The 21104-nt window shown below is 47.5% G+C and carries 18 protein-coding genes and 1 pseudogene; 12 read left to right on the top strand and 7 right to left on the bottom strand.

What is annotated here, in order from left to right; translation table 11 throughout:
- Positions 1-243: 243 nt before the first annotated feature.
- The 7 genes from EYB58_RS21465 to EYB58_RS21495 all read left to right on the top strand — a co-directional run bounded on the left by EYB58_RS21465 (position 244) and on the right by EYB58_RS21495 (position 7762).
- Positions 244-1998, top strand: a complete 1755-nt coding sequence (locus tag EYB58_RS21465) for an AMP-binding protein (protein ID WP_111960544.1) — start codon at positions 244-246, stop codon at positions 1996-1998.
- A 455-nt stretch (positions 1999-2453) separates the two neighbouring features.
- A complete protein-coding gene (locus EYB58_RS21470; protein WP_111960554.1) occupies positions 2454-3233 on the top strand; it encodes a DUF4198 domain-containing protein in 780 nt (259 codons plus the stop codon).
- Between the two features lie 8 nt (positions 3234-3241).
- A complete protein-coding gene (cbiM, locus tag EYB58_RS21475; protein ID WP_111960546.1) occupies positions 3242-3901 on the top strand; it encodes a cobalt transporter CbiM in 660 nt (219 codons plus the stop codon).
- A 17-nt stretch (positions 3902-3918) separates the two neighbouring features.
- On the top strand, positions 3919-4539 hold the full coding sequence (locus EYB58_RS21480; RefSeq protein WP_111960548.1) for a transthyretin-like family protein: 621 nt from the start codon (positions 3919-3921) through the stop codon (positions 4537-4539).
- A gap of 261 nt (positions 4540-4800) precedes the next feature.
- Positions 4801-5865 (top strand): TRAP transporter substrate-binding protein, encoded by a 1065-nt coding sequence (locus tag EYB58_RS21485; protein WP_207309101.1) that lies wholly within the window; start codon positions 4801-4803, stop codon positions 5863-5865.
- 6 nt (positions 5866-5871) lie between these two features.
- Positions 5872-6387, top strand: a complete 516-nt coding sequence (locus EYB58_RS21490; RefSeq protein WP_207309102.1) for a TRAP transporter small permease subunit — start codon at positions 5872-5874, stop codon at positions 6385-6387.
- Complete coding sequence (locus EYB58_RS21495; RefSeq protein ID WP_111960552.1) at positions 6377-7762, top strand: TRAP transporter large permease; 1386 nt, start codon at positions 6377-6379, stop codon at positions 7760-7762. The genes EYB58_RS21490 and EYB58_RS21495 overlap by 11 nt, the downstream gene beginning before the upstream one ends.
- A 673-nt stretch (positions 7763-8435) precedes the next feature.
- On the opposite strand, the pseudogene EYB58_RS21505 reads toward EYB58_RS21495, so the two are convergent.
- The 3 genes and pseudogenes from EYB58_RS21505 to EYB58_RS24945 form a co-directional block, all read right to left on the bottom strand.
- Positions 8436-9299: pseudogene (locus tag EYB58_RS21505) on the bottom strand (IS1634 family transposase); the annotation flags it as partial.
- Between the two features lie 18 nt (positions 9300-9317).
- Complete coding sequence (locus tag EYB58_RS24330) at positions 9318-10457, bottom strand: transposase (protein ID WP_242637443.1); 1140 nt, start codon at positions 10455-10457, stop codon at positions 9318-9320.
- Positions 10458-10988: 531 nt separating this feature from the next.
- Complete coding sequence (locus tag EYB58_RS24945) at positions 10989-11123, bottom strand: SUMF1/EgtB/PvdO family nonheme iron enzyme (RefSeq protein ID WP_111960683.1); 135 nt, start codon at positions 11121-11123, stop codon at positions 10989-10991.
- 98 nt (positions 11124-11221) lie between these two features.
- On the opposite strand from EYB58_RS24945, the gene EYB58_RS21520 reads away from it, so the two are divergent.
- From EYB58_RS21520 to EYB58_RS21530, 3 genes are all read left to right on the top strand, one after another.
- Positions 11222-11434 (top strand): hypothetical protein, encoded by a 213-nt coding sequence (locus EYB58_RS21520; RefSeq protein ID WP_131072133.1) that lies wholly within the window; start codon positions 11222-11224, stop codon positions 11432-11434.
- 225 nt (positions 11435-11659) lie between these two features.
- On the top strand, positions 11660-14680 hold the full coding sequence (locus EYB58_RS21525) for an eCIS core domain-containing protein (protein WP_111960676.1): 3021 nt from the start codon (positions 11660-11662) through the stop codon (positions 14678-14680).
- Positions 14677-15240: a hypothetical protein gene (locus EYB58_RS21530; RefSeq protein ID WP_111960674.1), complete on the top strand. Its 564-nt coding sequence runs from the start codon at positions 14677-14679 to the stop codon at positions 15238-15240. Before EYB58_RS21525 ends, EYB58_RS21530 begins: the two co-directional genes overlap by 4 nt.
- A gap of 113 nt (positions 15241-15353) precedes the next feature.
- Here the strand turns inward: EYB58_RS21530 and EYB58_RS21535 are convergent, their stop codons facing one another.
- The 4 genes from EYB58_RS21535 to EYB58_RS21550 form a co-directional block, all read right to left on the bottom strand.
- The gene (locus EYB58_RS21535; protein ID WP_207309103.1) at positions 15354-16121 is read right to left on the bottom strand and encodes a sulfite exporter TauE/SafE family protein; all 768 of its coding nucleotides are present in this window, start codon (positions 16119-16121) and stop codon (positions 15354-15356) included.
- Between the two features lie 90 nt (positions 16122-16211).
- Positions 16212-17339, bottom strand: coding sequence for a sodium ion-translocating decarboxylase subunit beta (locus tag EYB58_RS21540; RefSeq protein WP_111960672.1), 1128 nt, complete (start codon positions 17337-17339; stop codon positions 16212-16214).
- 63 nt (positions 17340-17402) lie between these two features.
- Positions 17403-17867 carry an OadG family protein gene (locus tag EYB58_RS21545; RefSeq protein WP_111960670.1) on the bottom strand — a complete coding sequence of 155 codons (465 nt, stop codon included), beginning with the start codon at positions 17865-17867 and terminating at the stop codon, positions 17403-17405.
- A gap of 120 nt (positions 17868-17987) precedes the next feature.
- The gene (locus tag EYB58_RS21550) at positions 17988-18428 is read right to left on the bottom strand and encodes a Crp/Fnr family transcriptional regulator (RefSeq protein WP_111960668.1); all 441 of its coding nucleotides are present in this window, start codon (positions 18426-18428) and stop codon (positions 17988-17990) included.
- 409 nt (positions 18429-18837) lie between these two features.
- Here EYB58_RS21550 and proV point away from each other — a divergent pair, with 409 nt between their 5' ends.
- Together proV and EYB58_RS21560 are read left to right on the top strand one after the other, a co-directional pair.
- The gene (gene proV / locus EYB58_RS21555) at positions 18838-20097 is read left to right on the top strand and encodes a glycine betaine/L-proline ABC transporter ATP-binding protein ProV (RefSeq protein ID WP_111959234.1); all 1260 of its coding nucleotides are present in this window, start codon (positions 18838-18840) and stop codon (positions 20095-20097) included.
- 14 nt (positions 20098-20111) lie between these two features.
- Positions 20112-20942: an ABC transporter permease gene (locus EYB58_RS21560; protein ID WP_111959236.1), complete on the top strand. Its 831-nt coding sequence runs from the start codon at positions 20112-20114 to the stop codon at positions 20940-20942.
- Positions 20943-21104: the final 162 nt, after the last annotated feature.

Below are 21104 nucleotides of genomic sequence, written 5' to 3' on the forward strand. Positions count from 1 at the left end.
TGGTCAACGTCCGCCCACAAGTAAGTTTAAAACTTATATACGGCGAATATATAAACCTACAACATACCATAAGAGCCACTGACATAAAAATTAAGCCTTCAACCGATTGGTAGAAAACTGCCGGCCTGGTATAAAAGACAGTTTACTAAATTACAGACCTTTCTTGCGGGTTTTGTCTCTAAGGGCAAGGCAGGAGCGGCCTTAAAACCAGGATGTGGAATAAACTTAACCGGGAGAGAACCAATGACGTTGAAAAGCTTTTATAAAGAGGTGATGGCACTCAATGGGATCCAGGATATGGGCCAACGTGAAGTCCAAGCAAAAACGTTTTTTGAAAAACTGAATTCAGCCGAACTGCCCAAAACATTTAACTGGGCCCAGGAAATTTTTGAAGATATACACGTCAAAGAGCGGCCGGACCAGCCGGCGCTTATCTGGGCCGACCTGCATACAGATGAACAAGAGCAGTATACATACACCCAGTTGGCTGAAAACGGCAACAAGATGTTAAATTATCTGCGTAAAAAAGGGGTTGAAAAAGGTGATAACCTTTATATGCTGACACCCATTGTCCCCCAAACCTGGTTTGCCTCCTTTGCGGCCATCAAAGGCGGTCTTGTTGCTGTCCCCACGGCCACCACCATGACCGAACGCGAAATCCAGTTCCGCTTTGAAGCGTATCCACCCGATGTTATTATTGCCCATGAGAGCCTGGCCGACCTGGTGGATGACGCCTTGGCCAAGGCCGAATGTACACCCAAGGCCAAAATTATCCTTGGTGCAAAAAAGGGATGGACATCCTATCCTCAGATTGCAGAGGAATCACCCCAGGCATCACCTGCGACCATTAACAGTGAGGACGTTCTGTTCTGCTTTTTCACCTCCGGTACCACAGGGCTTCCCAAACGGGTAGGCCATTCCGCCCTCTCCTATCCTTTGGGCCATATGTCAACAGCCGTGATCCTCGGGCTTGAGCCCGGAGGCGTTCATCACAACTTGAGTGCGCCCGGATGGGCTAAATGGGCATGGAGCAGCTTTTTCAGCCCCTTTAACGTCGGCGGCACGGCCACAGGCTTTAATTTCACCACGCTGGATATTAAAAAATACTTAAGCTTTGTGGCTAAATATAAAATCAATTCATTCTGCGCACCACCCACGGCCTGGCGCGCCTTTGTGGGCCTTGATCTGGCAGGGTATGATTTTTCGGCCCTGAAGTACTCGTTGAGTGCAGGCGAACCGTTGAATCCGGAAGTCATTGACCAATGGCGGGACGCCACGGGTACTGAAATCCGTGATTTTTACGGCCAGACCGAATCCACAGCCATGATCGGCAATCCGCCCTGGATGGAAGGCAAAATGCGCTTAGGTTCCTTTGGATATCCCGCATTCATGTATGATGTCATTCTAGCCGACGATGAAGGCAAAGAGATTAGAGAACCTGACACCACCGGCCATATTGTAATTCGTCTTTCCAACTGGCGCGCCATTGGACTGTTTCAGGAATATATCGACAATGAGGCAACAACATCTCAAGCATTTAAGCACGGACTGTATTTCACCGGTGACAAAGCCACTTTTGACAAGGACGGCTACTGGTGGTTTGTGGGCCGCGCTGATGATGTCATCAAAACCAGTGATTACCGGGTTGGCCCCTTTGAGGTGGAAAGTGCGTTGATTGAGCACCCGGCCGTTATGGAGACTGCCGTGGTAGGCGTGCCTGATCCCAACCGTCACCAGTTGGTAAAAGCGTTTGTTATCCTGGGTGCCGGTCAGAAACCATCAAGGGAACTGGCTTTGGAACTGTTCAAGCACACCATTGATGTGCTGGCCAAATTCAAGATTCCCAGAATTATTGAATTTGTGGAGGTACTGCCCAAAACCATCTCCGGAAAAATCCGTCGTATAGAGCTCCGGGAAAATGAGGAGAGCAAAACCGAAGACCAGGTAACTGAATTCTTTTATCATCAGTTCCCGGAATTAAGCTCCAAAAACAAATAACAACCATGGGTCGGTCTCGCCTATCGACACCTTGGCCCAACTCGCAACAAAAAAATGGAAGTAAATTAACAATTTATTATAATTTTCATACATACCCAATACTGTAAAACCGTTACAGGCAGCAGGTTTTAAAAGACCTGCTGCCTGTTTTTTTAAGTATTTGTCATAAAACAGTACGGTAAAAGTTGCCGATAAACCAAGCAATTATTGCTGTGCCCCCAAAGTTATAAATACGTATATAATCAGGCACACCATGAGCACCCTGTATAACAGTTCCAATTGATTCAATTGTTTTTTTAAGCTAAAAGAAGATTTTTATAATGCAGGCACGAAGCCTGTGGTTCAAATTAAATTTCATTATTTTTTCGGACCCGGCCAAGAAGGTTGAAACTTAAGCTGGTAAGACTATTTGCGTAATTGTTTAACACTTCAAGAATTCCCAGGAGGAAAAAATGATGAAAAAATCAGTGATCACATCAGGGCTCATGTTTTTTGTTCTTATTTTTACTGCCGTAAGTGTCCAGGCACATTACGGAATGATTATCCCTTCGGACAACATGTTTATGCAGAATGACGACCGCACTGTTCATATCATCGCCTCTTTTTCCCATCCCTTTGAAGGACACGGGATGGAACTTGTCAATCCCAATGTATTTGCCGTGCGTGCCAATGGCCAGACCCAGGATCTTTTAGGCACGTTGAAACAGACAAAGGTTATGGATCACACGGCCTGGACAACAGATTACAAAATCAAAAGGCCCGGCGTTTATATGTTCTACATGGAACCTGAACCCTATTGGGAACCTGCCGAAGACTGCTTTATCATTCATTACACTAAAACCGTGGTTACCGCTTTCGGGGATGACGAAGGATGGGACCAGGAAATCGGGCTCAAAACAGAAATCGTTCCGTTGTCAAAGCCGTTTGCACAGTATGCCGGCAACGTGTTCCAGGGTATTGTTAAATTAGACGGCAAAGCCGTACCTTATGCAGAAGTTGAAGTGGAATATTACAACGAAGACGGAAAAGCCCAAGCCCCCACAGATTACATGGTTACCCAGACAATCAAGGCTGATGCCTACGGTGTATTCACCTATGCTGCACCCAAGGCCGGCTGGTGGGGCTTTGCAGCACTTAATGAAGCTGATTTCACCCTTAAAGCTGACGGGCAGGATAAAGGTGTTGAGTTGGGTGCGGTGATATGGGTAAAATTTGAAACCTGGACAACGAAATAGAAGGTATTATGCATATTTCTGACGGTGTTCTTTCTGCACCGATTTTAGGGGCCGGAATGGCCCTGGCTGCGGCCGGCACTGCCGTAGGCTTGAAAAAACTTAAAGAAGATAAAATTCCCCAGGCCGCTATTTTGTCGGCCGCTTTTTTTGTGGCGTCCCTTATTCATGTGCCCATCGGGCCTTCCAGCGTCCATCTGATTCTCAACGGTATTCTTGGCCTGATGCTTGGCTGGACCGCTTTTCCATCCATTTTGATAGCGCTACTGCTCCAGGGGGTGCTGTTCCAGTTCGGCGGTATCACCACCCTGGGGGTCAACACGGTTATTATGGCCACACCAGCAGTGGCCTGTTATTACCTGTTTGCAGGAGTTGTCCACAAACCTGGCGCGATATCCTATATAGCCTCCTTTGCCTGCGGATTTTTAAGTGTTTTTTTCAGTAGCCTGCTTGTGGGCACTGCCTTGATGTTTACCCAAGAAAGTTTTTTCGAGGTGGCTTGGGCCGTTGTTATAGCCCATCTTCCGGTTATGTTCATTGAGGGTCTTGTGACAATTTTCTGTGTCGGTTTTCTTAAAAAGGTGCAGCCTGAACTTCTGCCTAAATGGTCTGCGGCACAGCATCAGGCCGCATTGGACAGCAGAACGAAAATGGTTGAAAAACAGGTATAAGGACCATGGAAACAATAATGATATATCGAAAATATTTTATAATGTTTTCCTATCTGATGCTCTTTTTCATTCTTTCAAGCGGCAATGCCTTGGCACATAAAGTCACAGTGTTTGCATGGGTGGAAGGAGGCACCGTTCTGGGAGAAGGTAAATTCAGCGGCGGCAAAAAAGCACAGAACGCAGAGATTATTGTCTGGAGCTTAAATGGAAAAGAACTTCTACGCACCCGAACCAATAAAAAGGGCGAATTTTCATTTCCCATACCGGCAAGGACCGCCATGCGCATTGAGCTCACCGCCGGCATGGGACACAAGGCCGAATGGACCATCCCGCTTGAAGATATAGATGAAACCGCTGCAGCGAAAAGCGCCCAGGATACCGGGCCCCCGCCACATGAACCCGCCCCCCCCGGACAGGCGGCGCAGCCAGCAATATCCATTGACCCGGTCCAGCTTGAAGCCATCGTGGAAAAGGCTGTAACAAAGGCGCTGAATAAAAAAATTACACCATTGACCAAAATAGTGGCAGGTCTGGAACAAAAAGGCCCGACCATGAATGAAATTCTTGGCGGCATTGGATACATATTCGGCCTGATGGGCGTGGCCATGTATTTTTCTTTCCGCAAAAAAAAACCTTGATATAAAGCAGATGCACGAAGTCACTATAAAATAAAAAAAGAGAATCGAGTCAGGCCCGAGCCGCCCGTGAATAATACATCAGTATTCACAATAATAAATCATATTTGAACGGCTTATAGGAGGGACGTCCAAACACCGGTATTCTGTTTGGGACCGCAGATTATAAAACAAAAAATTGAAAATTATTGCATGAACGGCCATGTCAGACTATAACTTTGCGGACATCATTAAATGAAGAGAAGCAAAAGGGAGGAAAAAGCTTTGAACAAAACCATTCGTTTTTTTGCGGTTATATCATTGACATGTTGCCTGGCGTTAGGATTAACCACCCAGGTTTATGCCAAAAACGTTTTACTTAAAGTGCCCTGCTCGGTGCCGTTCAGTGTACCCATTTTAGGACATGATATTGTGGGCACCATTGCCGACACCATTAACAAATCATCAAACGGCACATTAAAAGTCAAACTCTATGCGCCAGGAAAACTGGTACCGTCTCTGGAAGTGCTTGATGCGGTCAGCTCAGGAAAAACCAATGCCGGGTATACGGCAGCGTTCTACTATGCAGGCAAGAACCCGGCCAGTGTGCTTTTCAGTTCTTTCCCCTTTGGACCGGATCCTGAAGAATATATTGCCTGGTATTACTATGGCAACGGCTTAAAGCTTTACCAGGAGATGTATGACCATTACGGATATAACGTTAAGGTAATCCCGGCAGGTATCATCAGCGCCGAGACCTCGGGCTGGTTCACCAAGCCCATTGAAAAGGTTGAAGACCTGAAGGGCATTAAAATGCGTATTTCCGGCCTTGGCGGCAAGGTGTTAACCAAGCTGGGCGTATCGGTCACCATGCTTCCCGTAGGTGAAATCTTCCAGGCCCTGGAAAAAGGGCTGATTGATGCCACGGAATTTTCCATGCCCGTATGCGATGCGCCTTTAGGCTTTTATAAAGTAGCCAAATACAACTATTACCCGGGCTGGCACCAGCCTTCCACAGTCCAGGAACTATTGATCAACAAGGAGACTTGGAATGCCCTGGATGAATCCCAGCAGACCCTGATTGAGACCGCCTGCATGGCAGCCACCCTGAAATCATTGGCACTAAGCAACGGTATGCAGGGCAAAATTATCAAAGAAAATACGGAAAAACACGGTGTTAAAAACCTGTACTGGTCCGACGAGATGCTGGCTGCCTTTGAAGCAGCCTGGAAAGAGGTTGTTCAAGAAGAAATCGCCAAAGATCCCATGTTCAAAAAAACCTGGGAAGACCTGGAACAGTTCAGAGCCGAATATAAAAAATGGGCGGATGTGGGATTTTTGCCCCGGTAATTTATTGTGAATATATTTGTTAATATAATTGAAAAAACCATTATCCACATAGGCAAAGCCGTATCATGGCTCAATGTCCTGCTGATCCTGGTTATTCTGGTCCAGGTGGTCATGCGCTATCTGTTCTCCTTCAGCTCGGTGGCTTTGGAGGAACTGCAGTGGCATCTGTATGCCGTGGGTATCATGGTCGGTCTCTCCTATGCCCTGACCGAAAATATCCATGTGCGCCTGGATCTACTCCATGGTCGATTGCGAAAGAAAACCCGGGCATGGATCGATATCATCGGCCTGACCGTACTGGTGCTGCCCTGGTGTTATGTGATCATCCTGCACGGCCTTGATTTTGTGGCAGCTTCATGGCGGGTTAAGGAAGCATCTGCGTCTCCCACAGGGCTTAGTTGTTATTATATTATAAAGTCTGTGATCCCCGTAAGTTTTGGCTTGCTGACCCTGGCTGCCCTGGCCCGCATTTTAAAACAAATTCTGGTGATAGCCGGAAAAAAGGTGCCCCATGACGCATGAAGATATCCTAGTCATTGCCATGATGGTCTCCTTTATCGGGCTGCTGTTCACCGGTTTTCCAATTGCACTGATTCTTGGCGGGGTCTCCATTCTGTTTGCCGGTATCGGCTACGTTTCGGACCTGTACTTTGACACCATGACCGGACTGGACTTCATGTCCATCGGCATGGAGGTGAACCGGATATTCGCCATCATGAACAACTGGATTATGGTGGCCCTGCCCATGTTTATCTTCATGGGTCTGATGCTGGACCGATCCGGCATTGCCGAAAATATGATGCAAAACATCCAGGTCCTTTTCGGCAGGGTCCGAGGCGGGCTTGCCATCACAGTAACATTTATCGGCATTATCCTGGCTGCCAGCACCGGAATCATCGGGGCCTCGGTGGTCCTTCTAGGGCTTTTATCCATGCCTGTAATGCTCAACCAGGGATATTCCAAATCTTTGGCCTGCGGCACCATCTGCGGTGCAGGGACGTTAGGCATTCTCATCCCGCCCTCCATTATGCTGGTCATGATGGCGGACAGACTGGGAGTGCCCGTGGGGGATCTGTTCATGGGCGCGCTGTTCCCCGGCCTTTTACTGGCAAACCTTTACATGGTCTATATCCTTGTTCTGGCCTGGCTTTCACCCCGAAAAGCGCCACTGATCCCGAACCAGCCGGACTTGACCTGGAACCTGGTGGGATCAGCTTTGAAAACCTGTATTCCGCCGGTGATCCTGGTATTCGCCGTTTTAGGTACCATCTCATTTGGTATGGCAACGCCAACCGAAGCCAGCGGTATCGGGGCCCTGGGCGGCCTAATTCTCACCATTGTCAACGGCCGATTCACTTTCAAAGTTCTAAAGGAAGTGGTCCACCAGACTTTCAGTATCACGGCCTATATTTTCGCCATCGTAATCGGGGCCACCTGTTTTGCCCTGGTATTGCGGGAACTGGGCGGCGACGCCCTGGTGGAGGAAACGCTGACAAGCCTGCCGTTCGGCCCCTACGGCATAGTGGCCTTTATTCTTGGTATTGTATTTTTTCTGGGATTTTTTCTGGACTGGATTGAAATCACCTTGATTATCCTGCCCCTGCTGGCACCGGTAATCCCGTCACTGGGCATAGATCTTGGCGTCTGGCCCAACATAGACAATCCCGCCCTGATCTGGTTTGCCATTCTGGTGGCCGTGGTGCTCCAGACCTCGTTTCTCACGCCGCCCGTGGGATTTGCCATCTTTTATCTAAGGGGGGTATGTCCGCCCGAAGTGAAACTCAAGCATCTATACAAAGGCGTTATTCCTTTTATCATTCTCCAGCTCATCGGTCTTGCCGTCATTGTGATCTGGCCTGAAATCATCCTGTGGCTGCCTTCGGTTACCTACCAGTAGATTCGGTTTATATGAAAGAACTGAACTAACCGTTTAGTTTCTTTCATGATTTGTTGTGGCCTAACCTCGGTGAAAAACCAGGTCGGCCATGGCCGTTATACAAAAAGATTCAGAAGGTCTATAAATCCTTACTGAAACTATAACATGGACCGTTAATACGCAGGTCTTGAATTATTATTTTTTAATCTGGCGTAAAAATCCTGGCCCTATGGGCCAGGTCAGAGTGCAGTGGCTTTGCCATCTGTACGACTCAATGTTACTCAATGATCAAGTTGTCCTCACAACGAAGATCAAGGAATAACAAATGAGTCGATTTCGAAAACTATCACAAACGATATGGCATTGCCAATATCACATTGTTTGGGTACCAACTATACCCCTTTTAGGGGCAACCGAAAGCCTGGCCCTCTGGGCCAGGATTCTTTACTCAAAAAATCTTATAGTTTAAGACAGAATCCTTTCTTTTGCTCGTCCCTCGGTCCCTTGCCCGGCATCCGGCCGATGCCTCAGCCTGACCAGTCTTGAGGCCCTCGGGCAAAACGCAGGCCGAAGTAGTTGAAGCGCACGTCATGGTGCCAGTAGCGGCGGAAGACGCGATAGGCACTATTACCATCCTCCCAGCCCAACTTTTCGACTATAGATTGTAGAATGTTGTAATCACAAGGATTATCACTCACGCATCTCTTGTTATGACACTACTTTTGTTTAAAATTGTTTTAATCACCTCGCCTGGATGTAAACTTATCTCCAAAGCTTTATAAATTTTTTGTTGTCTGGGTTCTGGGCGTGTACTTTTTCTGATATGGAGGGTTTGGCCATCCTTGCATTGCATTGAAACAGTCACCCGATTTTGGCCTTCGAGCTGATTTCTTAATTGAGCCCAGCTACTGGTAATCTGTGATTTTTTAAGCCGATATCGAACGCTGTGAACCAGATGATAGGCCAGAACACTTATAAAAAGATGCCCGGTGACACGTTCAGTCACCTGATGGAATACCGGCCGAATGCCCAATTCCGATTTCAATGAACGAAATACGGCTTCCAGGTCGGTCAACATTGTATAGGTATGCCACAGCGTTTTCTCGTCCAGATCTTTATGGGACGTTCTCAGGCAATATACACCCGGCAGGTCCTTCCGAGTGCCCTGGTCAGTTCGGCGTTGCCAGTTCAGTTGGACGACGTTGCCGGTCTGTTCATCTTTGACGACATCAATCTGGTATTGACCTGAGACCCGTGAATACCTTTGCTTAAGGCGGTCGATTTTTTCCAGAATTTTATCGTATTTTTTCATGCGCCGTTTGATATGAAGACCTGATGCCAGATACGTGAGAGCCTCCTCAAAGTCTGAGATAAAACGTTCATGGATTGACCGCTTTTTTTCTTCGCGCTTTGCAGAGTGACAGTACAACAGCACCTCATTGCTTTCAGGGTCAATCACCTTTTGTACCTTGACACTACCGTTTTTATCCTGTTTGACGACCACGGACTCTTCCTCGAAAAAGTCCCTGTGGCGCTTGCGGCTGACAACGATATATTGATATCTCTTTTCTTCTGATTATAACGGATTTGGGGGACCCGTCCGTAAGCCTCCCAATGAACCCGAAATCAAAAGGTTCTGAAGCCAGTTTTCGTGGTACTGAAATCCGTTAATTCTTTCAAAAGAACTCACATGGCCTTTGTGCTTTACCGTCCATGGATTGAGCGGGGCAAAATTTTGGATAAGCGCCCAGGCACGTATGCTGAGATTGGCAGATTTCATAGTGCCGTGAAAATATTTGGTACTGAATAAATGACGATCCATCCGTTGCATCAGCCGGTCAACCATGTTGCTCGTTCTATGTGCGCCAGGAAAATCATAGGCTTGGGAAAACTGTGGAAGATTATCCCTAAGCTTCTTGATTTTAACTGAAATGACGTCTGGAACTTCATTCTCCGTATTTCGACACCATTCGGAAAGCCTCCGAACTCTTTGTGAGAATGATCTTTTGGACTCTGCCCTGAAGCAATCCCATAATCTGGTAGCCGCATCCAGGAAATGCTCCTTGTATTTTTTGCGTGAGCGATCACGTATGCCAATAAAAATGTGCAAAAAGCAGGATAGCACGGCTATCTTGGGAAACAGCTTTTTCCAGGCCTTCTGCGTTGACCGCCATCCGTCGGTATTGACAGTATCCGGCTGATATTCCGGATTAATGCATTCAGCCTCCTCTTTAAAAACACCGTATGCTTTTTGAAGATCTTTACCGGATGCTGTTTCCGAAACACTGGCTCCTAAAATACAGTTATTTCCGACCGTCGTGGCAATATAGGTCTTTTCTCCCAAAAGGCGGGTATGTTTTTCATCAGCAGAAAGGTGCTGGGGTAATTTCTCTGGGGACTTGATAGTGGTTCCTACGAGGCTGTACCGGCCAATAGTTGCTTCAAGACGATACCAATACATGGGATTTTTCCCGAAACAGTGGCTCAGAGCCCAAAATGGAACAGCAAACTTACGCAAAAATAACGGTTTTTCAACATCTTTCACAAATCCAGTCATATACGGCATGGCAAAAGACGGCCTTATTGTGTAACTGACACCAGCTATGACTATCCTTCTGATTTTTAATTTCAGTTTTTTTGAGACTCTGATCTCCTTCATTGTGTATCCGCAGGCGATTTCAGGCGGAAAAATATTAGGATGCTCCTTGATTACCATGTCTAATATTATCCGAAATTGGATGGCATGTTTAATGATGCTGTAATATTGTGCTTGACAAACGTGCATACAAATAGTTCGATTCAGTCGGGGAGCGATGTTAGAGGCAGGAGTCATAATTTTCCTTAGTTGTTATAGTTGCTGTTCGCACTTCAACCATAACTCAGGAAATGAATTTTTTCAGCCTATTTCATCGCTCCCCGACTCAGTCCCCCAAATCCGTTATAATCAGCTTTTCTTTAATCCACTTGATATTATCTTCAGACGCAATCGCTGCATCCATAACAATTGTGGTTTTTGGGGTAACAAACATATTCGATGATATCCGTCCGGCGTCCATGGTGCTAATTATTTTAGATAGGGTGCCAGCCTCACTAACATTGCCCTCAAAGACTTTGCTACATCTTGGAAAACCGCTACTGTCAAGCACCAGGGCCAAGATTACCAGAGGACAATCAGAGCGTTCGAACTCACTGAATTTATGGTAATAAATTTTTCGTAGGGCCATAAAATATGGACCGAATAGTTGCTTTAAAGCCTTTTTTTCGAAAAGATGGGCCAGGCACTCCCGTCATCCGAGGCGCCATTATAACTATCATGCCAACAGTTTTGGCACCACTCCCAGACATTGCCGTGTATCTGGTACAGGCCCCAGGAATATTGTATATATAACCTTTTGTACTTAAATGTTTAATAATTTTTCATGGGATTATATTGTCATCCTTCATACTTTTCTTGACAAAAAGGAAGTTCCTATCCTAAATATGAAAGAATCCTCGGTGGGAGGGGTAGAGCATCCCGATGAGATGACCCATGACTACGATCCGTCGTTGCCTGGGTTCGAAGATATCTTGGACAAAAATCCGAAGCATGTATATTTCATGGATGAAAGCGACGCCATGATTTCGAAAAGCCGGGAATCGTTGGAGGCATTTTCAGATTTTTTAAGCATGAACGCACTGCCCTTTCCCTATTGAGGTGGTCGGTTTCAGCAATGAGAAAGAAAATGCTCAAAGGCTTTCGAGGCTTTCCGACAGACAGGCGGATGCGGTGTCTGACATTATATCAATTCGGTTTCTTTTCCTCCTCCCTGCATGTTCATAGTGTTGACGGGGCTGGCACCGGCCCTCAATGGCGAAATGTTGAAATCGATGCGGAATAATTCAAACAATAGCCCAATGGCCCGTTGACGGAAAAAAAATATGCAGAAAACACTTCAAAATACGAACAATGAGCAAAAAACCGATACGGCTGTTCCAGCTCCCAGGGAAAACAGCAAGGATACCCATGCCGAACGGACCTATCAGGCCGGAGTGCCGTTGTTCCTTCAACGTTTTGCCGCTTCATCATCTCTTCCGCAGTTTCAGAGGGATGTAGTGGAAAAAAAAAAGCGAGAAAAGGAAACGCCGGAAGTTCTGCCAAAACTGACAGTAGGTACTTCCGATGACGAGTATGAACGGGAAGCGGACCGGGTGGCGGACACGGTGATGCGGATGTCGGATATGAATGGCATTCATCCATCGCAAACACCAAATCCCGGCCTTCAAGCCCATGCCGTTAATCCAAAACTCTCGCCCCTTATCCGGCGTAAAGCCGACGAGGCAAACCCGAAATATCACACTGCAGTTGAGTCGGATATCCAAAGCTTATGGGGCCGAGGTCAATCTCTGTCACCGGACACTCAAGAATTTTTTGAAACCCGTTTTGCTGCTGATTTCAGCCAGGTACGAGTGCATACAGGCTTGCAGGCGGAGAATGTCACACAGGCAATTCATGCACGTGCCTTCACCCACGGAAACAATATAGTCTTCGGGGCGGGGGAATATGCACCGAGGACAAACTCGGGCAAGGTTCTGTTGGCACATGAATTAACCCATGTCGTTCAGCAGCGCCATCGAAAACCAGCCGGGCAAATACAGCGCATGCCAGGTGAACTGCAGCAGCAAATCCGAAGAATTATTGCAGATGAGGATACGGCAGCGATTAATTCGATTTCAGCAGAATTACTTAATGCCACATCACCGGGGCAACGCGCGGGAATGGTAAGAATACTGACGAATCAGTTGTGGGTCGGAAGCGGCAGCGAGGCCACAATTGTTCGATTGATTGGCCATAACCGCCAGCATCGCCAAGTCATTGAGGTGCTAAATATGATTGGTTATTGCCGGCGTGTAGTTGATGCCGTGGATGATGACGAATTGAGCATGACATTGCGTGTTTACGGAATGGATGCCGGCACACCGACAGCTCCGCGCGGTGATGAATCGGTTGCAACGGCCATTGAGTCTGACCAGTCCTCACAGATCATGCAACTTGAAATGACCAGTATCCGCAATGCCGGCGATTCACAACGGCTTGGGATGCTGAGAATCCTGTTGGGCATGTCATGGTCCAATGCCGCGGAGGAAGGCCGCATAATAGATATTCTCGGGACGTCGCAGGGCTTGGGTAGTGTGATGCATGATCTGTCCTCGGTTGGTTTAAAACAGTCACTTTTTAACCATATCGATTCACAGGTTAATAAAAACCGCCTAACAACGTTACTGGCCCGCTTAGACGATCCAACCATAAACGAGGATTTGCGCGTATTTAACCAAAGTTTTTGGGAAAATTTGGGAGAAGGCATCCTCGGAGGCCTCTCGCTTGCCTTGAGTCAATTTTCATTGGGCGCCATAATCATGGGAATGCTGCACCCAATCATTCATCCGATTGACAGCATCGGTAATATCCTCGATCAATTCCTCGGCATATTTCAGGATTTCAGTATCGACAGGCTCCTTACTTTTTGTCGGGATATTTGCGGGTTTGTCGGCATGTGGCTACTTGTGGCGACAGGCATTGCATGGGGTGTTGCCGGTTTGGCGGCGGCTGGTGTCATTACTCTGCCCGCTTCTGTGCCGATTGCGGCAATCGCGACCGGTTTAACGGCCTGGGCCGCCACGGTAGGTATTTGTTTTATTGCTTTTGCGATTATCAAGACCGTCTGGGATTTAATTCAAGCCGGTTCGGCGACAACCGCACGCGGGCTGGAACGTGAAGAAGAGCATATCGCAGAAGATGTCACTTTGTTGGCAGTTGTAGCGATGTTTGCCGGTTTGGTACGAGGGCTCAAAGCTATAATTCGATCTGTACGCGGACCGGCTGTGGAGCCTGAAGCGGCGGAGCCGGGGCGTTTGAATGAAGCGGCAGAGCAGGTGCGTGACGGCCAAGCTGAAGCACAGCGTACAGCCGAGCAAATCCGAGATACATCCACCGAAGCCCGCGAAACCCAAGCCCGACCACCCGAACGCTCTTTGTTTGATAGAAACGCTCTACCCGAAGACATGCAGCAGGCTTACGATGGCCTGAATAGTGATTTGGCTCGCGCCGAATTCGAGCGACTGGCTCAACGATTTGCCAATGACCAAGTGCCTTACGAACGCTTGCGTAGGGCAGTTAAGGGTATGCGCCGAAATGGCGGCGATTTACAAGGGCGTCTGGAAACCGCTGCGCGCCGTGCAACGGCAGAGCCCCCAGTAGAAACGCCTCGCGGGGAAGTAGAGGCCGCCCGGGAAGTAAAGCATGATGCCGAGGGTTTGCGCGAACAGTTGCAGCAGAACACTGAAATCGAAGGGACTGATCGGCTTATCGACCGATTGAATCAGATGATAGACGGCCCTCTACGACGCATGACCGGTGATGAACGCGGGCATGCGCCAGATGTTGCGACGCCGGAACGCGTTCAAGGTGCACGCAACAATATTGAGTCCATACGTGCAGAGTGGCGTGCAGCGCAAGAAGCGACCGGTGTTGAAGCCGTATCCCGTGATGTACCCTATACAAACGAAGCTGGCACCCAGACGCATGTGGATGTCGATGTGGTCGCTGAAAACGGTCGCACCTGGATTGAAGTAAAAAACAAAGCGCCATTTGGTTTGCGTCACCCGGAAACAGCGCCCCGGCATAGAGGTGCCCTGCATAGGGGTTGGATAGACCTGGCTAATCAGGTACGCCGTCTGCAACGAGCGGCCCGGCAAAATCAGGTGGACGGCCAACCGCCGAGAATCCGCGTCCGTTTCCCAAAAGGGGTCTCCTTTGGTGTCCGAACAATGTTAAGAATAATGGGGGTCGAGGTTGAAGCTGCGCGGGTGGTCGACATTGGAGATTTGCCAAGTGGCGAACTGATTCCCCAGGGGCCGATTCCGGATGAAACGTTAGAAGAGACGGAGGGACAAATGGAATGAGTCAAGAGAACATCGGCGGCTGGGTCTTAATTCCACGCACGAGAACAGAAAGTTCCGAACTGATAATGAACAGATTGATCGAAATCTTCCGGCCGCAATGTGCAAAAATTGATCAAACTGCGACATCTGCCTGGACCCTATATCTTTATTCGGGATTGAATTTATTTGTCATGACCCGACAATCTGACTTCAAAGCCCCGCATAGGGCTATAACGTTCCGGTTCTGGCGGGATGAATTTATGCGTCTAACAAAACAGGCAGGCTGGGCTGATTTCCGTAAAATATGGTTTGAAGTTTGTCGAGCACTACAGGTTGAATACGGTTATATAGCGCTTTGGGACTATGAAGCACAGGAATCCTTTTTATCAAAAGAAATCGAGTCGGCATTATACTATGGTGATGCCATGGCCCTGATCAACAACACTTTTGCATTGGTCTATCTTGATGTCAATTGGTCGCGTGATTTAAGACCGCGTCCATCGTTGGATAAAGATAGGAAGTGGTTTGAATTTGACGATGGTGCAGCGGGAATAAGCCTGATAACAGACGAACAAACGTAATTGGCAGCAAAGCACCACTTGCTGCCAATTAATTCAAATCGCTGGCTGGGGGTCACAGAGACCTGACCTTTCCTTTCTCCGTTTGCCTACCACTATATCTGTTATTGTGCGGATCAGGTAAAAAACAGCAGCTTAAGCGCAAAGACCAGCACCGTGAGATTGACTACCTTCTTAATCCAGTCATGGCCTTTGGTAATGGCAAGTTTTGGCCCCAGTGCCCCGCCAATGGAGTTGCCCGCAGCAAGGCTTAGACCTATAAAATAGTTCACTTCGCCGTGATAGATAAAAACCCCTAAGGCAACGGCCGTATACACAAAAATCACAAAGACTTTAACCGCGTTAATGCGCACCAGATCCATGCCATGGGCAAGCAATACGGCAATGATGATAAACCCCACGCCGGCCTGGACAAATCCTCCGTATACACCCACAAAGAAAAAAGAAAACGCCAGCACAATTTTGCGCAATGTGCTGAATTGGATATCCTGTCGGCGTAGCCGTTTCATGGGATCCACAACCGTAAAGATCAAAACGCAGAGCATGATACCGGCCAGGACCCGATTAAACAAGGCATCGTCCATGCTGATGGCAAGACTTGCCCCAAACCAGCTACCGATGAGCGCTGGCGGGGTGCACAGCAATACCAGGTCAACCGGGAAATAACCGCGCTTCTTAAATCCCCGTATGGCAAAAAGATTCTGGCAGAAAATTGCGATCCGATTGGTGCCGTTGGCCATGGCACTGGGAAGCCCCATAAAAATAAGCAAGGGCAGGGTCAACAAAGATCCGCCGCCTGCCAGGACATTGAGTATTCCTGCCACAATGCCCACCACAAAAAGAAGGGGTATTTGCCATAACTGCATCAAGCTTAAATGTTCCATACCCATGTTTCCCCTGGGACACTACAGTTGTGGGTTGAATATGGGTGTAGATACACCAGGCCAGCCCTTGGCTTTTATAAAATATCCGGGTTAAATCATCAGGCTCCAAAGCACGCCTGCGGCAATGGCCGAGCCAATAACGCCCGAAACATTAGGAGCCATGGCATGCATGAGCAAAAAATTTGAAGGATCTTCCCGCTGCCCCACAACATGTACTACCCGGGCGGAATCCGGCACAGCCGAAACACCTGCAGCACCGAGTAGTGGATTGATCTTTTTTTTCAAAAACAAATTCATGAACTTGGCAAATAACAGTCCGCAGGCAGTTGCAATGCCAAAGGAGAGCGCACCTAAGACAAAAATTTTCACGGAATTCTGTGTCAAAAATACATCCCCTTGTGTGGATGCCCCCACGGTAAGGCCCAAAAGAATGGTGGCAATATCAATCAATGCCGTTCGTGCTGTAACAGCCAGACGTTCCGTAACCACAGCCTCTTTAAGAAGATTGCCAAAACACAGCAGGCCCAAAAGTGGCAGGGCTGCAGGTGCCAGAAAACAGCAAAGCAAAAAGGCGATGACGGGGAATATTATTTTTTCACGCTTGGTGACGTGGCGCGGATCTTCCATGCGGATAAGTCGTTCCTGACGCGTGGTTAATAGTCTCATGATGGGCGGCTGGATTACCGGCACAAGGGCCATGTAACTGTAAGCCGCAACGGCAATGGGCCCGATAAGATGTGGGGCCAGTTTGGCTGTCAGAAAAATGGCCGTGGGTCCGTCGGCCCCGCCGATGATACCGATGGCTGCTGCCTCCTTAGGCAGAAAACCTAAAGCCAGGGCTCCCAGAAAAGTAATAAAGATACCGGCCTGGGCCGCAGCACCCAAAAGCATGAGGACCGGTCGTGCCAGAAGTGTTGAAAAATCCGTCATGGCACCGATGCCAAGAAATATCAAAGGCGGGTAAATGCCCTGGGTTACCCCAAAATACAGGTAGTGCAAAACAGAATTACTTTCATAAATGCCAAGGCCCAACCCCTTGAAAATAGGAATATTCCCCACGAGCATGCCAAATCCGATGGGAACCAGCAACAAAGGCTCATAATCCTTTGCAATGCCCAGGTATATAAAAATCATACCAACGATGATCATGATAATGTTTCGGTAGTCGCACAGATAAAACCCGGTGTTCTGAAAAAATTCTAAAAATAAAGTATCCATTGATTTCGGTTTCTTTCAATTTCCCATGGTCATCAAAAAATTAACGGCCAGTCTTAATTAAACTTAAGAAGTGGTACGGATGAATATATCCTCATCCCATGTAAAATACCCCTGTTTATCGGCACACAGAATGCCGGATTTAATCAGGAGGTTTATATTGGCATGGGGGTCATTAAGACCGGAAAGTTCGGCCATACGCAAAAACTTTGGCAAAGAAATCGCATCATCCATGGTCTGAGCCAAAAGGTTATATTGCCGGCATATCTGTTTTTGAGCCTCGGTGAGAACCATGTACTTTTTAGGAGTACCCGCCTTGGCAGCAGATCCAGACTTTGAAGCAAACAATTTTTTTATTCTTCCGGGGTTATCATACAAGGCCACCAGCTTATGAAGCTGGGAAATCAGGGCGGACAGGGCAACAAGCCCTGTGAACACAATAGTGACACCCACAATAGAAATTGCCCACCCGTTGTGGGCGTTTATGGCCTCAAGTCCATAAAGAACGCCAACAGCGTCAACTCCATTCAAGATACACCTCTTTTTTATTAATTTTTAATATGAAATAACCTGTTGAATTACTTTTTCATTTTCTTGTGGGTTGGCCCTGGATGTTGATAGGCCAGGTCAGCCCATAGCAGTTATTAAGTCTTAGATAACGCCTGTTTCGGCAAGATTTGAACAAAAGGGGGCTTTTTCCCTACAGAACTGTTGCCATCCATCCATAATTGTGGCCGCCACGTGGGTGTCAGGATCGGTCAAATCAAGGATATTTCGGCAGGGCACAACCCAAACCGCTCCTTTTTCCAGCACCGTAATTGTGGCCGTATTTGTGCCGGACAGGCTCACCATTGAAAATCCTGCAAAATCCCCTCGGCTGTTAAGCACCACAGCCCGGCCTTCGTCCATACTCACAAGCAGTGCCCCTTCTTCCAAAAGAAAAAAAAACTGAGCATAATGACCAGCGCAGGCCAAAAGTTCACCAGGCAGAACAGACCTCCTTGAAAAAAACGGTACAAGACTTTCAATCTCCTGGGTATCAAGGCCTTTAAAAATAATAGATTCTGATAAGCATGCTGCAGAACTGTCCATACGCCTCCTTAAATTATCATTGGAGTTTGAAGCAAGCCACTTTTGAAAATAAATATTCAAACATATTTTATAAATTCTGTCGAGCGCAAAAAATCTGATTCAAGACAATCATATGTAAAAGTATTGTCGGAGACTTAATATTCATATCGCACAAATACGGACCCCTAATTTATTTAGATCCGGAAAATATTCAAACAAGAGAAGACATTCAAAAATAATACAAAGTATTCTCAATATTAAATTATTGTTATTTTTTTTCTTTTCTGAAAATCTTCGTTTAATTTAAATTAGTTACAAGTTCAAGCACATTCTAATATTTGACAAAACACATCGAATACTATATATATAATAAATAAAAGAGACACTTAAATATAGCGCGAGCTCTTTAGCTCAGAAAGAAGAACTATCTATGGATCAAATCATTATTAAGAATATATTTAAAATATTCGGCCCGGATCCCAAAAAAGCACTATCCCTTATTGATCAGGGTTTGACAAAAGAAGAAGTCCTTGAAAAAACCGGCATGACCGTTGGCGTAAACAATGCGGATTTTTCTATTAAACGCGGAGAAATTTTTGTGGTCATGGGCCTGTCCGGATCAGGTAAATCCACGCTGGTCAGGATGTTCAACCGGCTGATTGAACCATCGGCAGGAGAAATTCATATTAACGGCCGGAACATTACGGCCATGGAAAATAAGGACCTTGTAAAATTTAGACTTAAACATATGAGCATGGTGTTTCAATCCTTTGCCCTGATGCCCCATCTCACAGTCCTCGAAAATGCCGCATTCGGTCTTGAATTGGCCGGGGAGTCCAAAGCCATTCGGAGAGAACGGGCTGCAGAAGCCTTAAGCCAGGTAGGCCTGGAAGGCTGGGAAGACCAGTATCCCAAACAACTTTCCGGGGGCATGCAGCAGCGCGTCGGCCTGGCCAGGGCGTTGGCCGCAGACCCGGATATCATGCTTATGGACGAAGCGTTTTCCGCCCTGGACCCATTGATCCGCACGGAGATGCAGGATGAACTGCTCAAACTCCAGGAAGACAGTGACAGGACCATTGTTTTTATTTCCCATGACCTGGATGAGGCCCTTCGTATTGGCGACCGCATCGCCATCATGGAAGGGGGACGTGTTGTCCAGGTGGGCACGCCCGAAGAAATTCTCCAGAACCCGGCCGACGATTATGTCCGGGCCTTTTTCAGAGGTGTGGATCCCACAAATGTTATTTCAGCCGGAGAAATTGTCAACACCAATTACCCCACAATTATTAAGACCAAAAAAGGCGACATCCGCACCTCCTTAGAGCTGTTAAATGCCAGGGATTTCAACCATGGATATGTACTTAATGCCAAACGCCAATTTTTAGGGATTATATCCATAGACTCCCTTCAGGAGGCCGTTGAAAAAGGCCGGTCCGGAGAACCACTTGAGACCTGTTATCTGCCGGAAGTCAACCCGGCCAATATCAATGACAACATGCAGGATATTCTTCCTGAAGTGGCTTCCAAGGGTTTTCCCATCCCGGTACTTGATGACAACAATGTATTTAAAGGTGTGGTATCAAAAAACAGGTTCTTGAAAACCCTTCATAAATCAGAAGTTAACGGCCATAATGGATCCGAAAACGAATATGACGAACCGGCCCAACCCCTTCAAATCGCTCTTTAGCAGGAAAATCAATTATGTTTGACGAAAAAGTACTCCCCATAGATATATGGATCACCGCGTTTGTTGACTGGCTGGTCAATAATTACCGTGATATATTTCAGATGATAAAATGGCCAGTTGAACAAATTTTAACCGGATTGGACATTGGCCTTAACGCCGTCCCCCCCATCATTATAATAGGTCTTCTGGCTTTCTGTGCATGGCGCTTTTCAGGATGGGGTTTAGCTGTTTTCAGCATTGTGGCAATGGTCTTTATCGGACTGATCGGGTTCTGGGCAGACACCATGACCACCCTCGCCATGGTTTTAGCCTCGGTTTTGTTTTCCACCATTGTCGGGGTTCCCGTCGGTATTGCCGCCGGGCGCAGTGACCGGGTGGAAACCATTGCCAGACCTTTTTTAGATGCCATGCAAACCACCCCGTCCTTTGTATACCTGGTTCCCATTGTCATGCTTTTTTCCGTGGGTAATGTGGCCGGGGTTCTTGCCACCATTATTTTTGCCATGCCCCCCATAGTCCGCTTAACAAGTCTTGGTATCCGAGGGGTACATCCGGAACTGGTGGAAGCGGCCACCGCCTTTGGTGCCACCCGTAGCCAGGTACTGTTCAAGGTTCAGATTCCTCTGGCCATGCCCACCATACTGGCAGGGCTGAACCAGACCATTATGATGGCCCTTGCCATGGTGGTGATTGCCGCCTTGATCGGGGCCGGCGGTTTGGGGTCTCCTGTAATTCAAGGACTGAATACACTGGATATAGGCCTTGCTGTGATGGCGGGTTTAAGCATTGTTCTGGTGGCAGTGGTGCTGGATAGAATTACCCAGTCCATGGCCGGTAAAAATTAGTGTTTGGACAGAAAGTCACCCATCTGCGGCGTTGCACCTGGGCAACTTTGTGAGCATATGCTCCTCTATCGAGTTGTCCAAACACGGTCTTTTGTTCAGGTAAGAATTAAAGAAAGGAATGGGCGGAGCTGTTCGGGCTGGTCATCCCAAACGATAGATTTA

This window comes from Desulfobacter hydrogenophilus (assembly GCF_004319545.1).
Lineage (GTDB): Bacteria > Desulfobacterota > Desulfobacteria > Desulfobacterales > Desulfobacteraceae > Desulfobacter > Desulfobacter hydrogenophilus.

Excerpts from the sequence above, each read along its gene's own strand:
- EYB58_RS21465 (WP_111960544.1), top strand. The coding sequence starts at position 244 with ATGACGTTGAAAAGCTTTTATAAAGAGGTGATGGCACTCAATGGGATC.
- EYB58_RS21470 (WP_111960554.1), top strand. The coding sequence starts at position 2,454 with ATGAAAAAATCAGTGATCACATCAGGGCTCATGTTTTTTGTTCTTATT.
- cbiM (WP_111960546.1), top strand. The coding sequence starts at position 3,242 with ATGCATATTTCTGACGGTGTTCTTTCTGCACCGATTTTAGGGGCCGGA.
- EYB58_RS21480 (WP_111960548.1), top strand. The coding sequence starts at position 3,919 with ATGATATATCGAAAATATTTTATAATGTTTTCCTATCTGATGCTCTTT.
- EYB58_RS21495 (WP_111960552.1), top strand. The coding sequence starts at position 6,377 with ATGACGCATGAAGATATCCTAGTCATTGCCATGATGGTCTCCTTTATC.
- EYB58_RS24330 (WP_242637443.1), bottom strand. The coding sequence starts at position 10,457 with ATGGTAATCAAGGAGCATCCTAATATTTTTCCGCCTGAAATCGCCTGC.
- EYB58_RS21520 (WP_131072133.1), top strand. The coding sequence starts at position 11,222 with ATGAAAGAATCCTCGGTGGGAGGGGTAGAGCATCCCGATGAGATGACC.
- EYB58_RS21525 (WP_111960676.1), top strand. The coding sequence starts at position 11,660 with ATGCAGAAAACACTTCAAAATACGAACAATGAGCAAAAAACCGATACG.
- EYB58_RS21530 (WP_111960674.1), top strand. The coding sequence starts at position 14,677 with ATGAGTCAAGAGAACATCGGCGGCTGGGTCTTAATTCCACGCACGAGA.
- EYB58_RS21535 (WP_207309103.1), bottom strand. The coding sequence starts at position 16,121 with ATGGAACATTTAAGCTTGATGCAGTTATGGCAAATACCCCTTCTTTTT.
- EYB58_RS21540 (WP_111960672.1), bottom strand. The coding sequence starts at position 17,339 with ATGGATACTTTATTTTTAGAATTTTTTCAGAACACCGGGTTTTATCTG.
- EYB58_RS21550 (WP_111960668.1), bottom strand. The coding sequence starts at position 18,428 with ATGGACAGTTCTGCAGCATGCTTATCAGAATCTATTATTTTTAAAGGC.
- proV (WP_111959234.1), top strand. The coding sequence starts at position 18,838 with ATGGATCAAATCATTATTAAGAATATATTTAAAATATTCGGCCCGGAT.
- EYB58_RS21560 (WP_111959236.1), top strand. The coding sequence starts at position 20,112 with ATGTTTGACGAAAAAGTACTCCCCATAGATATATGGATCACCGCGTTT.